Annotated in this window: 18 protein-coding genes; 13 read left to right on the forward strand and 5 right to left on the reverse strand. The window is 32.5% G+C overall.

Going from position 1 to position 20120, the window contains the following annotated elements; translation table 11 throughout:
* Window position 1: 1 nt before the first annotated feature.
* The 10 genes from dsbD (at window position 2) to CVIC12175_RS04040 (ending at window position 12045) form a co-directional block, all read left to right on the forward strand.
* Complete coding sequence (gene dsbD / locus CVIC12175_RS03990) at window positions 2-1717, forward strand: protein-disulfide reductase DsbD (RefSeq protein WP_086302310.1); 1716 nt, start codon at window positions 2-4, stop codon at window positions 1715-1717.
* A 12-nt stretch (window positions 1718-1729) separates the two neighbouring features.
* On the forward strand, window positions 1730-2116 hold the full coding sequence (locus CVIC12175_RS03995) for a rhodanese-like domain-containing protein (protein ID WP_086302308.1): 387 nt from the start codon (window positions 1730-1732) through the stop codon (window positions 2114-2116).
* Window positions 2113-2430, forward strand: coding sequence for a hypothetical protein (locus tag CVIC12175_RS04000; protein WP_086302306.1), 318 nt, complete (start codon window positions 2113-2115; stop codon window positions 2428-2430). The genes CVIC12175_RS03995 and CVIC12175_RS04000 overlap by 4 nt, the downstream gene beginning before the upstream one ends.
* A complete protein-coding gene (locus CVIC12175_RS04005; RefSeq protein WP_086256668.1) occupies window positions 2423-3037 on the forward strand; it encodes an HAD family hydrolase in 615 nt (204 codons plus the stop codon). The genes CVIC12175_RS04000 and CVIC12175_RS04005 overlap by 8 nt, the downstream gene beginning before the upstream one ends.
* Before the next feature lie 121 nt (window positions 3038-3158).
* Complete coding sequence (locus tag CVIC12175_RS04010) at window positions 3159-4835, forward strand: acetolactate synthase large subunit (protein WP_086254909.1); 1677 nt, start codon at window positions 3159-3161, stop codon at window positions 4833-4835.
* Window positions 4836-4837: 2 nt separating this feature from the next.
* A complete protein-coding gene (gene ilvN / locus CVIC12175_RS04015; protein ID WP_086246470.1) occupies window positions 4838-5302 on the forward strand; it encodes an acetolactate synthase small subunit in 465 nt (154 codons plus the stop codon).
* Complete coding sequence (gene lpxD / locus CVIC12175_RS04020; RefSeq protein ID WP_086248344.1) at window positions 5302-6249, forward strand: UDP-3-O-(3-hydroxymyristoyl)glucosamine N-acyltransferase; 948 nt, start codon at window positions 5302-5304, stop codon at window positions 6247-6249. Before ilvN ends, lpxD begins: the two co-directional genes overlap by 1 nt.
* 16 nt (window positions 6250-6265) lie before the next feature.
* Window positions 6266-8356 (forward strand): RNA degradosome polyphosphate kinase, encoded by a 2091-nt coding sequence (locus tag CVIC12175_RS04025; protein ID WP_086302304.1) that lies wholly within the window; start codon window positions 6266-6268, stop codon window positions 8354-8356.
* A 424-nt stretch (window positions 8357-8780) separates the two neighbouring features.
* Window positions 8781-11042, forward strand: a complete 2262-nt coding sequence (gene metE / locus CVIC12175_RS04035) for a 5-methyltetrahydropteroyltriglutamate--homocysteine S-methyltransferase (protein WP_086315880.1) — start codon at window positions 8781-8783, stop codon at window positions 11040-11042.
* Window positions 11043-11094: 52 nt separating this feature from the next.
* The gene (locus tag CVIC12175_RS04040; RefSeq protein ID WP_086256666.1) at window positions 11095-12045 is read left to right on the forward strand and encodes a methylenetetrahydrofolate reductase; all 951 of its coding nucleotides are present in this window, start codon (window positions 11095-11097) and stop codon (window positions 12043-12045) included.
* Window positions 12046-12917: 872 nt separating this feature from the next.
* Here the strand turns inward: CVIC12175_RS04040 and trmA are convergent.
* The 4 genes from trmA to CVIC12175_RS08810 form a co-directional block, all read right to left on the reverse strand.
* Window positions 12918-14015, reverse strand: coding sequence for a tRNA (uridine(54)-C5)-methyltransferase TrmA (gene trmA, locus CVIC12175_RS04045; protein ID WP_086256665.1), 1098 nt, complete (start codon window positions 14013-14015; stop codon window positions 12918-12920).
* A 9-nt stretch (window positions 14016-14024) separates the two neighbouring features.
* Entirely contained in the window at window positions 14025-14771 is a 747-nt protein-coding gene (locus CVIC12175_RS04050; protein ID WP_086248349.1) for an SDR family NAD(P)-dependent oxidoreductase, read from the reverse strand.
* A gap of 9 nt (window positions 14772-14780) precedes the next feature.
* Window positions 14781-16202 (reverse strand): COG3400 family protein, encoded by a 1422-nt coding sequence (locus tag CVIC12175_RS04055; RefSeq protein ID WP_086256664.1) that lies wholly within the window; start codon window positions 16200-16202, stop codon window positions 14781-14783.
* A 62-nt stretch (window positions 16203-16264) separates the two neighbouring features.
* Entirely contained in the window at window positions 16265-16462 is a 198-nt protein-coding gene (locus tag CVIC12175_RS08810; protein ID WP_086256663.1) for a restriction endonuclease subunit S, read from the reverse strand.
* A 186-nt stretch (window positions 16463-16648) separates the two neighbouring features.
* On the opposite strand from CVIC12175_RS08810, the gene CVIC12175_RS04065 reads away from it, so the two are divergent.
* The 3 genes from CVIC12175_RS04065 to tgt all read left to right on the forward strand — a co-directional run bounded on the left by CVIC12175_RS04065 (window position 16649) and on the right by tgt (window position 19265).
* Window positions 16649-17503: a GIY-YIG nuclease family protein gene (locus CVIC12175_RS04065; protein WP_086256662.1), complete on the forward strand. Its 855-nt coding sequence runs from the start codon at window positions 16649-16651 to the stop codon at window positions 17501-17503.
* A 59-nt stretch (window positions 17504-17562) separates the two neighbouring features.
* On the forward strand, window positions 17563-17811 hold the full coding sequence (locus CVIC12175_RS08475; RefSeq protein ID WP_096030565.1) for a hypothetical protein: 249 nt from the start codon (window positions 17563-17565) through the stop codon (window positions 17809-17811).
* A gap of 335 nt (window positions 17812-18146) precedes the next feature.
* On the forward strand, window positions 18147-19265 hold the full coding sequence (tgt, locus tag CVIC12175_RS04075; protein WP_086302300.1) for a tRNA guanosine(34) transglycosylase Tgt: 1119 nt from the start codon (window positions 18147-18149) through the stop codon (window positions 19263-19265).
* Window positions 19266-19353: 88 nt separating this feature from the next.
* On the opposite strand, the gene CVIC12175_RS04080 is transcribed toward tgt, so the two are convergent.
* Window positions 19354-20118: an RluA family pseudouridine synthase gene (locus CVIC12175_RS04080; RefSeq protein ID WP_236861094.1), complete on the reverse strand. Its 765-nt coding sequence runs from the start codon at window positions 20116-20118 to the stop codon at window positions 19354-19356.
* Window positions 20119-20120: the final 2 nt, after the last annotated feature.

The raw sequence follows: 20120 nt of genomic DNA on the forward strand, positions 1-20120 counted from the left end.
TATGAAAAAGCTATTATATATATTCATTTTTATCGCATCTTTAGCTTTTAGTAGTGTATTAGAGCCAAAAGATGCATTTAAAATTGGCATTAGCGGAGATAATCAAAGTGGTATAATAGCTAAATTTGATATAGCAAATGGGGTTTATTTATATCAAGATAAGATAAAAATAGAGCTTGATAATAGCGATATTACAAAGCTTTTAAATACTCCTAAAGCTATAAAATATGATAGCTATGATATTTATAGAGATTTAGAGCTTTTCATCCCTGCTGGATTAGTAATTGGCAAAAATAGCTTTAATATAGATATATATTATCAAGGTTGTAGTGATGATGGATTTTGCTACCAACCTTTAAAAGATAGTTTTGAAGTTAAATTTGATTTAAATGGAAAGGTTATAGCTACATTAAGCCAGCCTTCAAATTTAGAAAATAGCAATCCAAAACAAAATAATCAAAATATACAAAATGAGCAATCTCAAATAGCTTTAAATTTAGAAAATAGCTCTATTTTATGGACTATAAGTACATTTTTTGTATATGGAATTTTACTCTCATTTACTCCGTGTATATTTCCTATGATTCCAATCCTATCAGGATTGATAATTGCTAAGGGTGATAGCAGTGCTAAAAATGGATTTATTATTAGCTTTGTCTATGTGCTTGCAATGAGTCTTACATATGCCTTAGCTGGTATAGCTGCTAGTATGCTTGGTGCTAGTATTCAAGGATTATTACAAACTCCAGTAGTGCTTATTTGCTTTAGTGTTGTTTTTGTAACGTTAGCACTTTCGATGTTTGGGCTGTTTGAATTTGAGATGCCAAAAAGAGTTCAAAACTACTTAAATAATAAAAGCTCAAAATTTGGTGGAATGAGCGGGGTGATATTTATGGGTATAGCCTCAGCTTTAATAGTTGGTCCATGCGTAGCTGCCCCTTTGGCTGGAGCTCTTTTATATATTGCAAATAGCGGTGATATGATTGTTGGAGGAGTAGCTCTTTTTGTTATGAGTTTTGCAATGGGCTTACCGCTTCTTGCTATTGGGCTTGGTGGTGGTAAGATTTTGCCAAAACCAGGTGAGTGGATGGTAAAAATCAAAATTTTATTTGGTTTTATTATGCTAGGTATGGCAGTTTGGATTATAAAACCGATCATTAATGATAGTCTTGCTATGCTAGGATATGGGATTTTAGGCGTAATCTTAGCCGTAGTTTTTGGTGCATTTGATAATGCAAACAGCACTATCCAAAAAGTAATTAAAGCTATATCTATAATAATCTTTACTATTAGTATGGTAGTTATAATTGATTTTGCTATCTCAAAATTAGCTCCAAATTTAAAAATAAATTCACAAATTAGTCAAACTCAAAATGAACTTAAATTTGAGTATGTAACTAATCTAAAAGAGTTAAAAGATATTATTAAATCTAGTCAAACTCCACTTTTTGTAGATTTTTGGGCAAGCTGGTGCGTTAATTGTACAGAGCTTGAAAATAGCATATTTACCCAAAAAGATATAGCAAGTAAATTAAAAGAGTTTAGATTAATAAAAATAGATCTAAGCCATAATACTAAAGAAAATAAAGAGCTAATGAAAGAGTATAAAATCTTTGGACCTCCGGTATTGTTAATATTTAACAAAGGTGAATTAAAATCCCAAATAACTGGATTAATAAGTGCTGATGAGCTACTAAAAAGATTGAATCAAATTTAAAAAGGTAATTACATGATAAAGGTATTAATAACAATGTTTTTTGCAACTACAATGGCGTTAGCCAAATATATCTCTATGGATATTGATGAGAGTATAATGAATGATAAAAATATACAAATCATTGATATTAGAACTTCAAATGAGTGGCAATATGGTGTTTTAAGAGGCGCAATTTTAGTAAATTTAACCGATAATAATGGTTATTATAATGAGAAATTTCTTGATAATATAAAGTCAAAAATAGATCCAAATAAAAAGATTGCCATCATTTGTCGCAGTGGTAACAGAAGCCAAAAAGCATCTCAAATCTTAGTCGATAATGGATATAAAGATGTAATAAATTTATCTGGTGGTATGCTTTTAGCTACGCAAAAAGGGCTAGATATAGTAAAACCATGAACGATAAAATAAAACGAGTCAAATATCTACGAGGGCTTGAAAAGTTTTCTAAGTTAATTATTAGAAATCTCAAAAGAGATGACTATGATGCTAGCAAATTTAGAGCTCTTGTAGAGAAAAATGTTCAAATTTTAGCCAAAATAGAACCAGTATATCTAGACCAGCCATACTCAAAATCACTTTGTGAGTTTGCTAATTTAGTAATTAGCAATGATGATAAAGCTATGCTTTTAAAAGCTGCAAATTCCCTTGAAAAACTCAAAAATTCCAAAACTTACAAAAAAGATAAACACAAAGGTCAAATATATGAGTAAGGTTATTATCTTTGATATGGATGGCACGCTAATTGATAGTGCAAAAGCTATATGTGAGACTATCAACTACATAAGAAAAGGGCTTAATATGCCTATACTTGCCAACGATGATATCATCGAAATTATCAATAACCCAAATAAAAATTATATGATAGAGTTTTATGGTGTTGAAAGAATTAGCAATAATATGATGAAAATCTTTGAAGAGGAGTATCAAAAAAACTACTTTCTTCACGCTACAATATATAATGAAGCTCTAAATTTGATAGAGTATTGCCAAGATATGAACTATAAAATGGCAGTGGCTTCTAATGCGCCAAACTCGAGCTTAAAGCAGATATTAACAAACGCAAAAATATTAGATAAATTTGATATGATTGTAGGTGCTAGCGATACAATTTCATGCAAACCAGCCCCAGATATGCTAAATTTAATTATAGATAGATTAGGCAATCAAGCTACATTTATTGGTGATAGCTATAAAGATGCTCTAGCAGCTAAAAATGCAAATATACCATATATCAATGTTATTTGGGGAAGAGATGATAAAATCCAAGATGCTATAAACTGCAAAACAGCCAAAGAGGTAATAGAAAAAATCCTATAATTGTGTAAATTTGATACATTATACTATTTAATTTGAATTAAATTTATATTTTTAAACTTTCTAAATACAATTTAATGCTATAATCAAAAAATTTTAATCAAAGTTAATCAAAGGTGAAAAGATGAAGAAGCTAAATGGCTCGCAGATGATAAGCGAAGCGCTAAAGCATGAAGGTGTTAGCGTTGTATTTGGCTATCCTGGTGGTGCAGCATTAAATATATATGATGAAACATATAAACAAGAGTATTTTACACATATCCTAACACGCCATGAACAAGCAGCCTTGCACGCAGCAGATGGTTATGCTAGAGTTAGCGGGAAAGTTGGTGTGGCATTTGTTACTAGTGGTCCAGGCTTTACAAACGCTATTACAGGTCTAGCTACTGCCTATGCCGATTCTATTCCATTAGTGCTTATTAGCGGTCAAGTAGGGCTACCATTAATAGGAACAGATGCATTTCAAGAGATTGATGCTGTAGGGATTTCTCGTCCGTGCGTTAAGCATAATTTTTTAGTTAAAAGTATTGAAGAGTTACCATTAATTTTAAAACAAGCATTTTATATAGCACGAAGTGGTCGCCCAGGCCCAGTGCATGTAGATATTCCAAAAGATGTTACAGCTGCAATAGGTGATTTTGAGTATCCTAGCGAGATTAAAATGCAGACATATAAGCCAAATGTAAAAGGCCATCCAAATCAGATTAAAAAGGCTTGCGAAGCTATCTTGGCTTCTAAAAAACCAATAGCATATATAGGCGGTGGTGCAGTAAGTAGCGGGGCTAGTGATGAGATTAGAAAATTTATACAAAAAACTCAAATTCCAGCCGTAGAAACCCTAATGGCACTTGGTGTTTTAACTCCAGTTAATCCTTTAAACCTTGCTATGGTAGGAATGCACGGTAGCTATGCGGCCAATATGGCACTAAGCGAAGCTGATCTAATCATATGCCTTGGAGCAAGATTTGATGATAGAGTTACTGGTAAGCTTAGTGAATTTGCTAAAAATGCTAAAATAATTCATATAGATATAGATCCTAGTAGCATTGGAAAGATTGTAAATGTAGATTATCCAATAGTTGGCGATCTTAAAAATGTAATGATTGAACTAAATGATAGATTAGATATTAATACAGATGAGTTTGCTAAGTGGAGAGAGCAGATTGAAATTTACAAAAAGCTTCACCCGCTTAATTATAAAGATAGCGATGAAGTGTTAAAACCACAATGGGTAATAGAAAAAATGGGGCAAATGCTACCTAAAGAGAGTATAATCGCTACTGATGTAGGACAACACCAGATGTGGGTAGCGCAATTTTTCCCATTTAATCGTCCTAGACAGCTTCTTACAAGTGGTGGATTAGGCACTATGGGCTATGGCTTACCAGCTGCTATGGGGGCTGCATGGGCTAGCGATGCACCAGTAATTGCAGTTAGTGGCGATGGTGGATTTTTGATGAATATTCAAGAGCTTATGACTTTAGTGGCTAATAAAAAACGCGTTATAAATATTATTTTAAATAATAATTTCTTAGGTATGGTTCGTCAATGGCAGACATTTTTTTATGATGAGAGATACTCTAATACAGATCTTAGCATTCAGCCTGATTTTGTCAAAATTTGTGAAGGATTTGGCGGTAAAGGCTTTGTAGCTACTACAAAATCTGAATTTGAGTCTGCTTTGACTGAAGCTTTAGAGTGTGAGAGCGTAAGCGTAATTGAGGTTAAGATAGATAGATTTGAAAATGTCTTGCCTATGGTTCCAGCTGGTGCTGCAATTTATAATATGATATTGGAGTAAGAATGAGAAGAGTTATTTCAGCAATTGTATTAAATGAACATGGGGTTTTAAGCCGTATAGTTGGACTATTTTCTGGACGTGGATACAATATCGACTCTTTAACAGTAGCCCCAATACCACAAAGCGAGTTCTCTCGTGTAACAATTACTACTAGTGGAGATGCTAGAGTATTTGAGCAGATTGTCAAACAACTTCACAAACTAATACCTACATATAAAGTTATAGATGATAGTGGTGAGTATGTAGAAAAAGAGATGGCACTTATTAAAATATCCCTTAATGAAGATTTTAGCGGACTTGATGCGATACTAAAATCATATAACGCTATAGTTGCAAATGCCAATGAGCAATATATAATAATAATGGGTTGTGATAACTCAGCTAGGATTGATTGTTTTATTAAAGTTATGAAAAAATATAACCCAATTCAAATAGTCCGCAGTGGCTCAGTAATGATGGAAGTATAATGAAATTAAGTCAAATTTACTCTATTTTAGGATTAGAATTTAGCGGTGATGATATAGAGATAGTATCTCTTAGCTCATTAGCTTTAGCCAAAAAGGCTCAAATGAGCTACTGCGACTCACCTAAAAATGCAAAATATTTAACCGATTGCCAAGCCGGTGCCGTGCTAGTGGTTAAAGATATGGTTGATATGGTAAAAGGTAGAGCAGTTGTAGTAGATAATCCACATCTTGCCTTTGCTATTTTATCAAAATACTTTGCAAAGCCATTAATTAGAGAATTTAAACCATCAAATATTGATAAAAGCGTAACCATAATGCCAAATGTATATATTGGAAGTGGTGTAAATATTGGCAAAAATAGCATAATAATGCCAGGAGCATATATAGGTGATAATGTCCAAATTGGCAATGAATGCATAATTCACCCAAATGTTACAATATATGCAGATAGCATAATAGGTAATGAGTGTATAATAAATGCAAATTCAGTCATAGGTAGTGATGGGTTTGGCTATGCACATACTAAAACTGGCGAACATATTAAAATTTATCATAATGGTTGGGTTGTATTAGAAGATAATGTAGAAATAGGAGCATGCACCACAATAGATAGGGGAGTTTTTGAACCAACTATAGTGCGCAAATACTCTAAAATAGATAATCTAGTTCAAATAGGCCATAACTGCGAAATTGGCTATGGCAGTATCTTAGTATCTCAAGTTGGTTTAGCAGGTAGCACCAAACTTGGTCGTAATGTTATAATGGGTGGACAAAGTGGCACTGCTGGACATCTAAGTATTGGTGATTTTGCTAAGATAGCTGGACGCGGTGGAGTATCAAAAAACTTAGAAGGCGGCAAAGAGTATGGGGGATACCCTATAATGGAGCTTAAAGAGTGGTTTAAAACTCAGGCTAGATTTTTACGCGAATTTAGTAGTAAAAAATAACAAAAAAGGCAAATAGATGGAAAATAGGGATATATTTATAAATCGTGAGCTATCTTGGCTTAGATTTAATTCTAGAGTTTTAGCACAATGCGGAAAAGATCTTCCACTACTTGAAAAACTTAAATTTATAGCTATATATTGTACAAATTTAGATGAATTTTATATGATTAGAATAGCTGGACTTAAACAGTTATTTGCTGCTGGTATCATAGTAAGTGGTAGCGATGAGATGACTCCACTAGATCAACTAAGAGAGATTAGAAAATATCTAAAAGATGAACAAGAGATATTAGAAGCCTATTATAAAGATACAGTTAGCAAGCTTGCTCATCATGGTTTATATATCCAAAATTATGAGGAATTAAACGATGAAATCAAGGCTAGGGCAGATGAGTATTTCTTCTCAAATATTTTACCAGTTATTGTCCCTATTGCCGTAGATCCCACTCATCCATTTCCACATCTTAATAACCTTAGCTTTGCTTTAGCTGTTAAACTTTGCGATGATGCTCATCCTGAGATTGTTAAATTTGGAATGATTAGAATTAGCCGTGTATTGCCTAGATTTTATTATGCCGGTGATGGAGTTTATGTGCCTATTGAGAGCATTGTGCATAGACACGCAGCTGAAATTTTCCCAGGATATAGACTACTTAGTAGCTGCGCATTTAGGGTTACTAGAAATGCCGATATGGTTATAGAAGAAGAGGAGGCTGATGACTTTATGCTCATTTTAGAGCAGGGCTTAAAACTTCGTAGAAAAGGTGCATTTGTAAGACTTCAAATAGATTCTGGATGTGATCCTGAGATTTTAGACTTTTTGAATTTGCATATGAAAATATTCTATAAAGATATTTATGAATATAGTATTCCGCTCACCCTTGGTGCGTTATGGCAGATTATAGGTGATAAGGAGTTTTCACATCTTTTACTTCCACCATATACGCCTAAAACTTTACCACCATTTGGGCAAAATGTCTCTATGTTTGATGCTATTGATAAAGAAGATGTCTTGCTATTTCACCCATATGAGAGCTTTGATCCAGTTACTCAATTCATCAAAGAAGCTGCCAAAGATCCAAAGGTTATATCTATTAGAATGACTCTATATAGAGTAGAGAAAAACTCAGCTATAATTCAATCTTTAATAGATGCAGCAAATGATGGCAAGCAAGTTACAGTAATGGTTGAATTAAAAGCTAGATTTGATGAAGAAAATAACTTGCACTGGGCAAAAGCATTAGAAAATGCAGGAGCTCATGTAATTTATGGAATTACAGGTTTTAAAGTTCATGCTAAAGTTAGCCAAGTTATTCGCCAAGTAGGTGATAAATTAAACTTCTATATCCATTTAGGAACTGGAAACTATAATGGTAGTAGTGCAAAAATTTATACAGATGTAAGCTATTTTACTTCTAGAGATGATGTAGCCAAAGATACTACTACATTTTTCCATATTTTATCAGGATTTAGTAAAAATCGCAGATTAAATGAGCTATCAATGTCTCCAATGCAGATTAAAGAGCGAGTAATCGCAATGATCAAAAATGAAGCTAAAATGGGTAGCGAAGGTAGAATTATCGCTAAGATGAACGCTCTTGTAGATAGCGATGTAATTAAAGCTTTATATGATGCTAGCAAGGCTGGCGTACAGATAAATTTAATCATTAGAGGCATTTGCTGCTTACGACCAGGAGTGCCAGGAATGAGTGAAAATATCAAAGTAAGATCAATTATAGGCAAATATCTTGAGCATGCTAGAATATTTTACTTTAAACATACTAATCCTAAATTCTATATCAGTAGTGCTGATTGGATGCCAAGAAACTTAGAAAGACGCCTAGAGTTGATGACACCTATTACTGATCCAGTATCTCAAGGCAAATTAAGCGAAATTTTACGCTTGCAAATTCAAGATAATGAGTTGGCATTTGAGCTAGGAAGTGATGGTGAATATAATAGTGTAGCAAAAGCTCAAAATGAAAAACCGATAAATAATCATGAGTTTTTTGAGGGTTATTTAAATAAAATTTTTAAAACAATGAAAAAATCTAGCGACCAAGATAAGGTTCAAATTCTAGCTTCTAAGCTATTTAAAGAGAGCTAATAGTCCTTGCTTTAGCAAGGCTATTTCAGCTATTATTTATAAGTTTTTTGTTAAAATTCGCCAATTTTTAAATTTTTAAGGATATAAAATACTATGAGCTGTCCCATGCGTACTTGCTTATCGTGCCATTTCTAAAGCTTTAAATAGCAAGAATTTCACCTTTTTAGCTAGGCTACAGATCTCATTTGTCAGTGCTATATCCTATTTGGCTTTTGTGGTTACATTTCCAGTTCATTGCAACTGCGTATTTAAGCGTAAAACCCGTATAGCATTACTAAAATTAAAAACATTTTATTTTAGTGATTTTAGTCAATTTTATAGATTTCACGGCTTGCAGCCGCCACTTGTTTTTTTTGAGATGCGTCCTTTTAGAACCAATCAATATCTAAATTTAAATTAAAAAACAATTATAAAGGATAAATATATGTCAAAAAGTTTCGTAACAGGATTTCCTAGAATTGGTGAACAAAGAGAGCTTAAATTTGCTCTTGAGAGTTTTTGGGCTGGTAAAACTAGCTTTAGCGAAGTAGAAAAAGTAGCTGCTGAATTAAAAAAACGCCACTGGAACTATCAAATCGATGCAAAAGTAGATTTAATTAGTGTAAATGATTTTTCATATTATGATTTAATGCTTGATAATATCATAACTTTTGGTGCGATTCCTCCACGCTTTGCTGGACTTAGCGGTTATGATTTATACTTCTCAATGGCTAGAGGAAATGCAAATAGCGTAGCTATGGAGATGACAAAATGGTTTAATACAAACTACCATTATATAGTTCCTGAACTTAGCCGTGATGTTAAATTTAATCTAAATAGCAGCAAGATTATTGCTGAATATAAAGAGGCGAAAGAAGCTGGTGTAAAAAATGCAAAAATCAATCTAATTGGCCCTATAACTTTCTTAGCTCTTAGCAAAACAACAGATGGTAGCAATGCACTTGATCATCTAGATGCTTTAAGTAGTGAGTATGTTAAGCTAATTGCTGAGCTTTCAAAACTTGATAATGAGATTATTATTCAAATAGATGAACCAATTTTTGTAACAGATAGAGCAGCTGAGCTAGCTAGCAAAATTGTACCGATATATGATTTACTTGCAAGTGTTGCAGATAATGTTAAAATCATATTTATGACATATTTTGAGCATGCAAATGAAGCTGTAGCTCAAGTGGTAAAGAGTAAAATTTGGGCTATAGGTTTGGATTTTGTCCATGCAGCTTGCCAAGAAGAAGCTCTAAAATTACTATCAAATAGCGATAAAGTGCTTTTTGCTGGATTGATAGATGGTAGAAATGTATGGGTAAGCAATCTAGATGCTAAAGCTGAAATTGTCAATAAAATCAAAACATTTATCCCGGATGAACGCCTATATATCGGTACTTCATGCTCACTTTTACATGTGCCATATACTTTAAAATATGAAGAAAATTTAAGCATAAAAGAGTGGTTAGCATTTGGTGTTGAAAAACTTACAGAACTTAAAATTCTAAAAAAATTAGTAAATGGTGGGGAATTTTGTAAAACTGGTAAATGCTTAATAGAGGCTAATCGTGCAGCAATTGCTTCTAGAAAAACATCTACACTAGTTAATGATGTAAATGTACAAAATAGAGTAAAATCTCTAACTAAATTTGATAGAGATACAGCATATGAAGAGCGTATTAAAATTCAAAAAGAGACATTTAATCTACCTGATCTTCCTACTACAACAATTGGTAGCTTCCCTCAAACTCCAGAGCTTCGCCAAGTTCGTAATGCATATAAAAAATCTTTAATTACAAAAGAGTCATATGAGAGCGAAATCAAAAAATATATTGATGATTGTATCAAATTCCAAGAAGATTGCGGTCTAGATGTATTAGTTCATGGAGAACCAGAAAGAAATGATATGGTTGAGTACTTTGGTGAGCAATTAAAAGGCTACGCATTTAGTGCTAATGGTTGGGTTCAAAGCTATGGTAGTCGTTGTGTTAAGCCACCACTTCTATTTGGTGATGTAAGCCGCCCAGTACCTATGACAGTTGATTGGATTACATATGCTCAAAGTCGCACATCAAAAATAATGAAAGGTATGCTAACAGGCCCTGTAACTATACTTAACTGGAGCTTTGTAAGAGATGATAAACCAAGAAGTGAAATTGCTAAAGAGCTTGCACTTTGTATATATGATGAGATAGATGACTTACAAAAAGCTGGTATCAAAATAATTCAAGTTGATGAAGCTGCATTTAAAGAGGGATATCCACTTCGTAAAGAAAATATCCCAGCATATGAAAAATTCGCAGTTGATTGCTTTAAACTAAGCGTTTGCGCTGCTAATGCTTCTACTCAAATTCATACTCATATGTGCTATTCTGAATTTAACGATATTATTAAAACAATAGAAGCAATGGACGCTGATGTAATTAGTATTGAAACAGCTAGAAGTGGTAATGAACTTCTAAAAATCTTTAAATCTGTAGGCTATAAACAAGAGGTAGGCCCAGGTGTATATGATATCCACAGCCCGCGTATTCCTACAGTTGAAGAGATTGCTGCACAGATTAATGCCTTATTAGAAGTTTTACCTAAATCTCAACTATGGATTAATCCAGATTGTGGGTTAAAAACTCGCAAATGGCCAGAGGTAAAACCAAGCTTAGAAAATATGGTAAAAGCAGTTAAAATCATTCGTATGAGTTAATTTATTTATAGAGCTAACTTCGGTTGGCTCTCTTAAGTAAATTTGGAGTCATATGCTAAAAACTAAAATAAAGCAAGGTAAATCTGGAATTGTTCTATATGGGCTTACACCGCCTAAGATTAGCTTAAGTCATGATGAGGCTAAAGAGATAGCACTTAGACAGCTTAGTAGGCTTGATGGTATAAAGATAGATGGTCTTGTAATATACGACCTTCAAGATGAGAGTAATCGCAACTCTAGTAATAGAACATTTGAATTTGTTCGTACAATAAAACCTGAAATTTACGCTAAAGATTATCTGCAAAATCGATATGAAGCTGTAATTTATAAGGCTGTAGGCAACTATAATGAGACTGAATTTAAAGAGTTTTTACAAACTCATAGCGATGCAATTAGTATATTTGTAGGTGCTAGCTCAGCCATAGATACACCAAAACTTAGTCTAAATGATGCATATAAGATGAAAAAAGAGATCGCCAACGATCTAACACTTGGTGGCATATGTATTCCTGAAAGACACACTAAAAAGCAAGATGAAGATCTAAGAGTAGCATCTAAGCGTGTTAAAGGTTGTGAGTTTTTTATAACTCAAGCTGTTTATGATATTGAAACAGCTAAGAAATTTTTAGATGATTTTGCCGCCTTAGGAATCAAAAATACTCCAATTATATTCACATTTACACCATGTGGCAATGAAAAAACATATGAGTTTATGCAGTGGCTTGGTATATCTGTAAGCAATCTATCTAAAAATAGAATTTTTGATAGTGATGATGCACTAGAGAGCTCAGTCAAGCTTAGTCTTGATATGTTTGAATTTTTGTATAAATATGGCACTGCTAAAGGCGTTAGCGTAGGTGCAAACATAGAGAGCATATCTACTCGCAAGGTAGAGATAGATGCATCAATTAGACTACTTAAGGGAATTATCGCAATTGTAGAAAAAAACTCACTAGAAAATACAAAAAGCAAAATTCAAAGTGCTTCTAGATTTGATGAATAGATATAATAATCAATTTATTTAATACTACCAAAAGAGTAGGGGAGTGAGCAAACCCCCTATCTTGCATATTTTATCTATATCCATAGCTTTTAAAATAGTAGCAATTATATCTATTTATATGATTTAGCCTGATTAAATCAATACAAACTAACTCTACAATTTTAATTTAATAATCTATTCATATGATAAAAGTTAATCTACATTTTAATTACATATAATCAGCTTGATTGAATAAATTCAAGCTAACTCTAAAATCACAATCAAACCCAATAGATAAACTCTATATAAATATACAAAAATATATAATGTAAATCCCAATCAAAATAAGAGCAACAATTAAGCTTTAAATCTACAAGATCCATATATCTTAGCAAAAATAAAGCCTAAGCCAAAACTAAGGCTAAAAATGGATAAAAAGGTAAAATATGAACTATTTTATATATTTTGTATTGAAAACTATAATTTTCAAACTTTTATAAATTATCATATTCCTATCCTATTATATAGATATTAGATATCTATTTTACCATATTTTGATGGACTTTACCTTTTGTTTGCTAGTAATTTATCCATAAAATTTATAGTAAAATATTTTATTTTTTTATATGTATTTTTTTATGTAATATTATATGTAAAATTATATGATACTTTATAATTAAAATTTGGATAATTGCAAGATGATAATATATGGCCTTAACTAATATGGATTAAAATTAAAAGATCAATTGATATTAAAATATATATTAATATATAAAGTAAAGTTTATACCCTACTTTGCATTTACTATTTATTACTTTGATTGGTTATATTGTAATGATAAAAGTATAAAACAAAATATAGTTTGAAAATTATAAATTTAACTAAGCTAGAATTTAGCTTAGTTTTTTCAATATTACTCCACACTCGATGTGATTAGTATGAACGAATTGATCAAAGATTGCAAATTTTACCACTTTATGTGTTTTACTAAGAACTTCAAGATTATCTTTTAGAGTTAGTGGATTGCATGATATATAAATTATATTATCTATCTTGCTCATAAAATCTAAAACACTATTCTCGCACCCAGCACGAGGTGGATCGACTAATATATGGCTAAATCTATAACTATCTAGATCTACACCACGCAATCTCTCAAACTCTCGCTCCTTGGCCATTGCACTCATTATCTCAGCAGCACTTAATCTAGCAAATTTGATATTATTTACGCTATTTAATTGGCAATTTTTTAAAGCCATATCAATTGAGCTTTTAGATATCTCAGTAGCTAAAACTTTTTGGAATTTAAAGCTAATTGGTATTGTAAAATTCCCATGTCCGCAGTATAACTCTATTAAATCCACCCCATCGCTAATACTATTAATAGCCCATGAGATCATCTTTTCATTTACTTTTTTATTTGGTTGAATAAATGCCGTATCGCTCATAATGTAGTTAAACTCACGCCCATTTATATCTAAAATCTCGTTTATTTTTGTATCGCCAAATTCTAGCTTTACTCCCCTACTCCTAGCTATTAGACCTATTTTTAGCTTAGATTGTATATTGGCTAAATTATCTTTAATGCTATTTACATCTTTATGATATAAAAGCGTTACTATAAGGCTTTTGGCTGAGCTGATAAACTCCACGCCAAATAATCGCTCTACTAGAGCCCTATCTTCTTTTATGGTTTTTAGAAGTTCTGGCATTATATTTGATATCTTAGTATCTACTATTTGGCAGCTTTGTATCGGTAATTTCGTATTTTGATGACTACGCATACAGTAGCTTATATCATCATTTTCATGCCAAATGCCAAATTCAGCCCTAGAGCGAAATCCACTCTCATCTGAGTCAAAAAACTCAAATTCTCCACTCCAAAACTTACTAAAAAGCTCCCTTATCTTAGCTATTTTAAGCTGCTTTTGCTCACTATAGCTAAGAGTCAAAACACAACTTCCACAATCTTCTAAATACCTACAATCCACGCTTATACCCTACTCTTTTTCAAAGAAAAATCCAGCCCAACTTTGTGTAGTTGGCATAACTTCAAGGCTATTGATATTTACATGTTTTGGTAAATTTATACAATCAAGCACAATCTTAGCTATATCATCAGCTTCAAGGTAGCTTGTCCCATCATATACAGCATTGCTTTTTTGCTCATCGCCTTTATAACGAACAAGGCTAAACTCAGTCTTAGCAATTCCAGGAGCTATCTCAGTAACTCTAATATTATCACCCTTAAGGTCATTTCTAAGATTAAAGCTAAACTGCTTTACAAAGGCCTTTGTCGCACCATATACATTTCCACCAGGATATGGCCACTGACCAGCTACAGAACCAAGATTAAATATATATCCACTTTTTCTTTTAGTCATAATAGGCAAAACCGCCTTTGTAGTATATAAAAGCCCCTTGATATTTGTATCTATCATAGTTTCAAAATCATCTAAACTAGCCTCATTTACACGCTCAAGCCCAAGAGCTAGCCCAGCATTATTAATCAAAATTTCAATATCTCTAAACTCACTTGGAAGACTCTCTACGGCATTAAATACTGCTTTTTTATCCCTTATATCACAAGCTATTATATGCGTATTTTTTAGCTCATTTGCTAAAGCCTCAAGTCTATCTTGACGGCGACCAAGTAGTATTAGCTTATAGCCATCTTTTGATAATATTCTAGCCATCGCTTCGCCAAAGCCAGATGTAGCCCCAGTTATAAAAGCTGTATTTTTCATCTTTAATCCTTAAATTTTATCATTTTGCGGGATAAATAGTTGATAGCTATCACCCAAAATATAGTGCAAACGATTAATATCTTTAGAAAAAATCGCCCCAAATTTACTATCCATAATCTTGCTACTAAAGCTTAAAAACTGCAATATATTCTCATTATTTTTAAGCTTTATTAGTGGATTTGTGCCATCATTTACGATATTTACCTTTTTATCAAAGATTTTTGATAAGCTCTCAAAATGCTCCCTTAGCTCTTTACTATCATCATCAAATTTGTTATCAAAATGGTAAAAATCTATACTAAAATCAAGCTGCTTACAGCAATCCATAATTACACTAGAGTTGCTCTCAGCATCGGTTTTATCGCCTAAAATTACACCTTTTTTAACGCTATTTAACCCGCTTGTTCCGATTTTTAATACTGGAACTTTTAAAGCCTCATAGCCCTTTTTATATAGATTAAATGCTGTACCATTAGTAACTACTAGACCGATATCAAGCTCATTCATTTTAGATTTTTGGATAGATATTGTAGTGCTAAAGTAGTCAATTTTGATAAAGATACTATCTGATCTAAGCTCTTTAATATCGCTAAAAATTTTACTAAGAGTTGGATTTACTACCTTTATATATAGCTTTTTGCTATTTAGTTTTTTATGTAGTTCTAGGGTATCGCTTAGTAATCTTTCTATCTCATTATCGCTCATTAGCTTCATATCTAAGGCTAGATAGATATTATTACCAAATGGATTTGGGAATTGACCAGGCTCTTTTTTAATCGCACGGAATACATTTTCTAAAATTCTAGGCTCTCCAACTACTAGTAAAGTATCATTTGGTAAGATTAGCGTACTAGGCGTAGCTATTGTATAACCTCCATTGCGATATATCATAGCAATTTTCCAGCGTTTTTTACGGATATTACCTACATGGCGATAAGCGTAGCTACTACCATGAGGCACTTGTATCTCCATAATCTCCCCTAGCCCAAGGCCGATATTATCAGCAATTACTGGCGCATCAGGCAAAAAATCCATAAATCTAGAGCTTAAAATCTTTCTAGCATCTATAATTGATATTAGATTATCAGATCCTAGATATCTATCCATTCCCCACAGATCCATCACATCGATCTCTAAATTTGGATAAATTTGACGCAGATTATCGCATACGCATCTTATATCAAATTCATTTTGCATTATTATCATAGCTTGTTCAAATTCGCTATTTAGATGAATTTTTAACTTTCCAAGGCTAGTTGGGTCAAAACTATAAAATATAAAATTTTCAAAATTCACATCCCAGCTAGGTAGTGTCTCTTCGTTATATGTTATTATCGTGTAGTTATGCAGGGCGTTATTTTTACTATTAAATAGTCTCTCAAGGAAGTTTTTAGCCAAATTTCCATCTGCAATAATCAAAATATTCTTCATACACTCTCCAAAAAACAGCTATTTTATCATAAATGAAATTTGAAATAGATAAAATGTGGATTTTAAATATCTGTACCTAACTCGTTACTAATTCTATCTAATATAGCAAATATCTCTTCAATTTTTGAAACTATTCTTTGTTGTTCTGCGAGAGAAGGAAGAGGAATTAAACAATCCGAAATCATTTCTAGCGTAAGATTTGGAATAGATGTTACTTTAGTTTTTGATAAAAGATTAGAATTTATAAAAGGACTTTCAATCGCATATTTTGGTACAAACTAAATATAGTGTACCAAAAATATAAATTTTTGGGATATAATATTAGGTCAGTATATTGTATAAAGATTTTATATCGACAAAAACTGACGCATAAAATTCTTATGCAAGATAGGGAGAAATTATCTTATGTGGACGCCGCACTGGGGCGCATGTTTTAGGAAATAAAAATGGAAAAATCTAAGCAAGGACATGTATATATTCTGGAATCAGATAATTGTGATTGCATAAAGATTGGCGGTACGGATTTTCCTCCTGCAAAAAGGTTAAGAGAAATAAACGAAACGGAACCATATAAAACTCTTGGTCCCTGGCGAATTGTGGATTTTAGAGAAGTTTCTGATTGGAGAAAAGTAGAACATAATTTACATTATCAATTTAGAGACGTACAAAATCATGAAATAAAAAATCAAAAAGAACTATTTCATTTGAATAAAAAGGTTGCTGTAGATGCTTTATGTGCTATAAATCCTGATGAAGTTCTTTACCGTCCTAAAATAGATAGATTATTCCAAGAAGAGAGATTCTTAAAGTATATTACTGAATTATTTAAAGCTACTGGAATTCTGAATTGCATTGATATGCAAGGAATTTGGACATTTGCTTTATTTCCATCAACTAATGGCGGTCGCTTCTTTACTTTAAATATTGGCTCTCATGAAGTTGCTTTTAGTACAGTGTCTAAGAAAGATAGAAAACAAGAAAACTATATTGTAGTTGATAAAATGATTTTCGATCCAGATTTTACTGAATTGCAGAATTGGATATTATCACATAATGGTGGTATTCAGGAAGCTACATATTCAACGGCAAAAGAAAGAGCTGCTGCAATTCATTTTGAATGTGAATTTTCAGAAACTATAGATATTTTTAAAATTCAGGGATTTAGACGGGCTGTTATAGCATATTGGTATGATACTCTTATTGATAAGACTAATGAAAATAAATTTAGTACTTATGAGAGGTATCATAATTATAATGCTGTAGCTAGAATTCTTGAATATTCAAGAGAAAAAGACACATAACAAAGCTTCAAAGCGGATATCGCGGTCAAGCCGCGCCACCGTGAAATGCTCGGCTTAATATGAGACAAAACGAAGAATCTCACATTATGGACAATGTTATCTACAATGATCTTATTCAAAGAGGATGTTCTGTTGATGTTGGTGTTGTAGAAAGTTTTACAAAAGGTGCAGAGAGTAAAACGGTACGGGTAGTCAGGGAAATTGATTTTGTGCAAAAAGTTAGGAGGATAGAAAAAATTATGAGTTTTACCCATGATGAAAATCTCAAGGGAAAACATAGGATTTTTTATCAAAGTGCACTTTATTAGAACACTCTTTACGATTAAACGCTATATTAAATTTTATTTTCAATAAAAATCTAATAGAGATAAAAGTAAAAGAGCAAGAAATAAAAAGATTTATAAAAACAACTAGACGATTTGAAATCTAAAAAGCAGAATAAGTTTTGCTATAGATAAAATAAACAGATATCTATGCAAGTTTTAAACTGGAAATTTTTGCATATTCTAAATTTATTATATTGATAAAGCAATTTAATATTATATATCTTAATACCTTGTGTTTTGCTTTTTAAATTAATTTAATTATTCTAAATTCTAAGCAAGATTTTGCTAAAATTACGCCGATTTAATAAGGAAGTTTGATGGAATTTAAGATAGATAAAATAAGCCAAAACGCAAGAGCTTGCACTATAAAGATGGCTCACGGAGTTGTACAAACTCCAGTATTTATGCCAGTTGGTACGCTTGGGGCGATTAAGAGTCTAGATGCGGTTGATATGAGCGAGATTTTAGGAGCTAAGATTATTTTAGCCAATACCTATCATATGTATTTGCGCCCTACTAGCAAGGTTGTTAAGGAGTTTGGTGGATTACATGGGTTTAGTAGATTTGATGGTAATTTTCTTACTGATAGTGGTGGATTTCAGGCGTTTTCACTCTCACATCGCTCTAAACCTGATGAGAATGGGATTAAATTTAAAAGCCATATAGATGGTAGTCTTCACTATTTTACGCCAAAGAGCGTTTTAGATACTCAGTATGATTTTAATAGTGATATTATGATGATATTAGATGATTTAGTAGCACTACCAGCGACAAAAGAGCGCATAGAGCTAAGCCTAAAACGCACAATAAAATGGGCTAAAGAGGCTGAAATGTATCACAAAAGCCAAAAAAGCAAAGGCATAGGAGTAGATCAAAATCTTTTTGGAATAATTCAAGGAGGTACTGACTATAAAACACGCAAAGAGTGCGCACAAGCGCTATGTGATATGGAGTTTGATGGATTAGCTATTGGCGGGCTAAGTGTGGGCGAATCAAATCAGCAGATGTATGATACAGTAGAAGGAGTTATGCCATATATAGATCCTAATCGCCCTAGATATTTAATGGGAGTTGGTACGCCTGAGGATTTAGTAGAAAATGTCAGTCGTGGGGTTGATATGTTTGATTGTGTGATGCCTACAAGAAATGCTAGAAATGGGACGCTATTTACCAGTTTTGGCAAGTTAAATATCAAAGCAGCAGCATTTATAAACGATCATGAACCAATAGATAATGAGTGCCAGTGCTACACTTGCAAACGATATAGCCGTGGATATTTAAACCATCTATATAAGGCTAAAGAGCTTACATTTTTTAGACTTGCGAGTTTGCATAATCTACATTACTATCTAAATTTAATGAAACAGATGAGAGAGGCTATTTTGGCTGATAAGTTTATAGAGTTTAAGATGGAATTTTATGCTAAAAGGGCTTAAATATATAAGTTATTAAATTTATATTGTCGCACCAATCAAGAAATTTGCAATAACGCAAATATATAGTGCGACAATCTAGAATATATCTTTATAAGGTTTTTAAGATACTTCTATCGATCTGGTCAAATCCTTGATCAAAAAATCCACTATCAGGCTGAGCATAAAACTCATAATCAAAAATCTTAGTTCTTAAACTATGTAGATATAGCCTTTTTGAGCTACTTTTGGCATATTTTTCATCTCCTACAATGCCAAATCCACTACTTGCTAAATGCACTCTAATCTGATGAGTTCTGCCAGTTTCTATATCTACTTTTAATAATGATTTTTTACCTTCGACTGCTACTGGAGTGATATGCGTGATAGCTGTTTTACCATTTTTTAGATCGATTTTGCTAAAGGCTCCAGATTTTGTTTTTATAGTTGTTAGTGGCTGGTTTATAGTAGAGCTTTCACAAACTATACCTTTAACAACTGCAAGATAGGTTTTACCTACCCTATTTTGTGCAAATTCTTTAATGGCACGCTGTTGAAAATCATCATTTTTATATAGCAAAATCACTCCACTAGTCTCTTTATCTAAACGATTCAAAAGTGGAAATTTAAATATCTCAGCAATTTTTTGGCTCGTGATAAATGGTGGTTTATTGACTGCTATTATATTTTCATCTTCAAAAATTTTCACCGGTTTGGCTAGTTTTGTTACCTTAAATTTAGCACTCTCTTTTAAAAGTCCTCTAGCAAGCACAAGCCTTTGGCCGCCTACACTTACTAATCCAGCGTCTATTAACTCCTTAGCTTCGTTGTTTGAAATACCCTCTTGAATTGCTAGAAGTTTATAAGCCTTTTGCATAT

It is taken from the genome of Campylobacter vicugnae (assembly GCF_002139875.1).
In the GTDB taxonomy this organism is placed as follows: domain Bacteria; phylum Campylobacterota; class Campylobacteria; order Campylobacterales; family Campylobacteraceae; genus Campylobacter; species Campylobacter vicugnae.

What these genes read in the sequence shown, in the direction of transcription:
- dsbD (WP_086302310.1), top strand. Translation starts at nt 2, where the DNA reads ATGAAAAAGCTATTATATATATTCATTTTTATCGCATCTTTAGCTTTT.
- CVIC12175_RS03995 (WP_086302308.1), top strand. Translation starts at nt 1,730, where the DNA reads ATGATAAAGGTATTAATAACAATGTTTTTTGCAACTACAATGGCGTTA.
- CVIC12175_RS04000 (WP_086302306.1), top strand. Translation starts at nt 2,113, where the DNA reads ATGAACGATAAAATAAAACGAGTCAAATATCTACGAGGGCTTGAAAAG.
- CVIC12175_RS04005 (WP_086256668.1), top strand. Translation starts at nt 2,423, where the DNA reads ATGAGTAAGGTTATTATCTTTGATATGGATGGCACGCTAATTGATAGT.
- CVIC12175_RS04010 (WP_086254909.1), top strand. Translation starts at nt 3,159, where the DNA reads ATGAAGAAGCTAAATGGCTCGCAGATGATAAGCGAAGCGCTAAAGCAT.
- ilvN (WP_086246470.1), top strand. Translation starts at nt 4,838, where the DNA reads ATGAGAAGAGTTATTTCAGCAATTGTATTAAATGAACATGGGGTTTTA.
- lpxD (WP_086248344.1), top strand. Translation starts at nt 5,302, where the DNA reads ATGAAATTAAGTCAAATTTACTCTATTTTAGGATTAGAATTTAGCGGT.
- CVIC12175_RS04025 (WP_086302304.1), top strand. Translation starts at nt 6,266, where the DNA reads ATGGAAAATAGGGATATATTTATAAATCGTGAGCTATCTTGGCTTAGA.
- metE (WP_086315880.1), top strand. Translation starts at nt 8,781, where the DNA reads ATGTCAAAAAGTTTCGTAACAGGATTTCCTAGAATTGGTGAACAAAGA.
- CVIC12175_RS04040 (WP_086256666.1), top strand. Translation starts at nt 11,095, where the DNA reads ATGCTAAAAACTAAAATAAAGCAAGGTAAATCTGGAATTGTTCTATAT.
- CVIC12175_RS04050 (WP_086248349.1), bottom strand. Translation starts at nt 14,771, where the DNA reads ATGAAAAATACAGCTTTTATAACTGGGGCTACATCTGGCTTTGGCGAA.
- CVIC12175_RS04055 (WP_086256664.1), bottom strand. Translation starts at nt 16,202, where the DNA reads ATGAAGAATATTTTGATTATTGCAGATGGAAATTTGGCTAAAAACTTC.
- CVIC12175_RS04065 (WP_086256662.1), top strand. Translation starts at nt 16,649, where the DNA reads ATGGAAAAATCTAAGCAAGGACATGTATATATTCTGGAATCAGATAAT.
- CVIC12175_RS08475 (WP_096030565.1), top strand. Translation starts at nt 17,563, where the DNA reads ATGAGACAAAACGAAGAATCTCACATTATGGACAATGTTATCTACAAT.
- tgt (WP_086302300.1), top strand. Translation starts at nt 18,147, where the DNA reads ATGGAATTTAAGATAGATAAAATAAGCCAAAACGCAAGAGCTTGCACT.
- CVIC12175_RS04080 (WP_236861094.1), bottom strand. Translation starts at nt 20,118, where the DNA reads ATGCAAAAGGCTTATAAACTTCTAGCAATTCAAGAGGGTATTTCAAAC.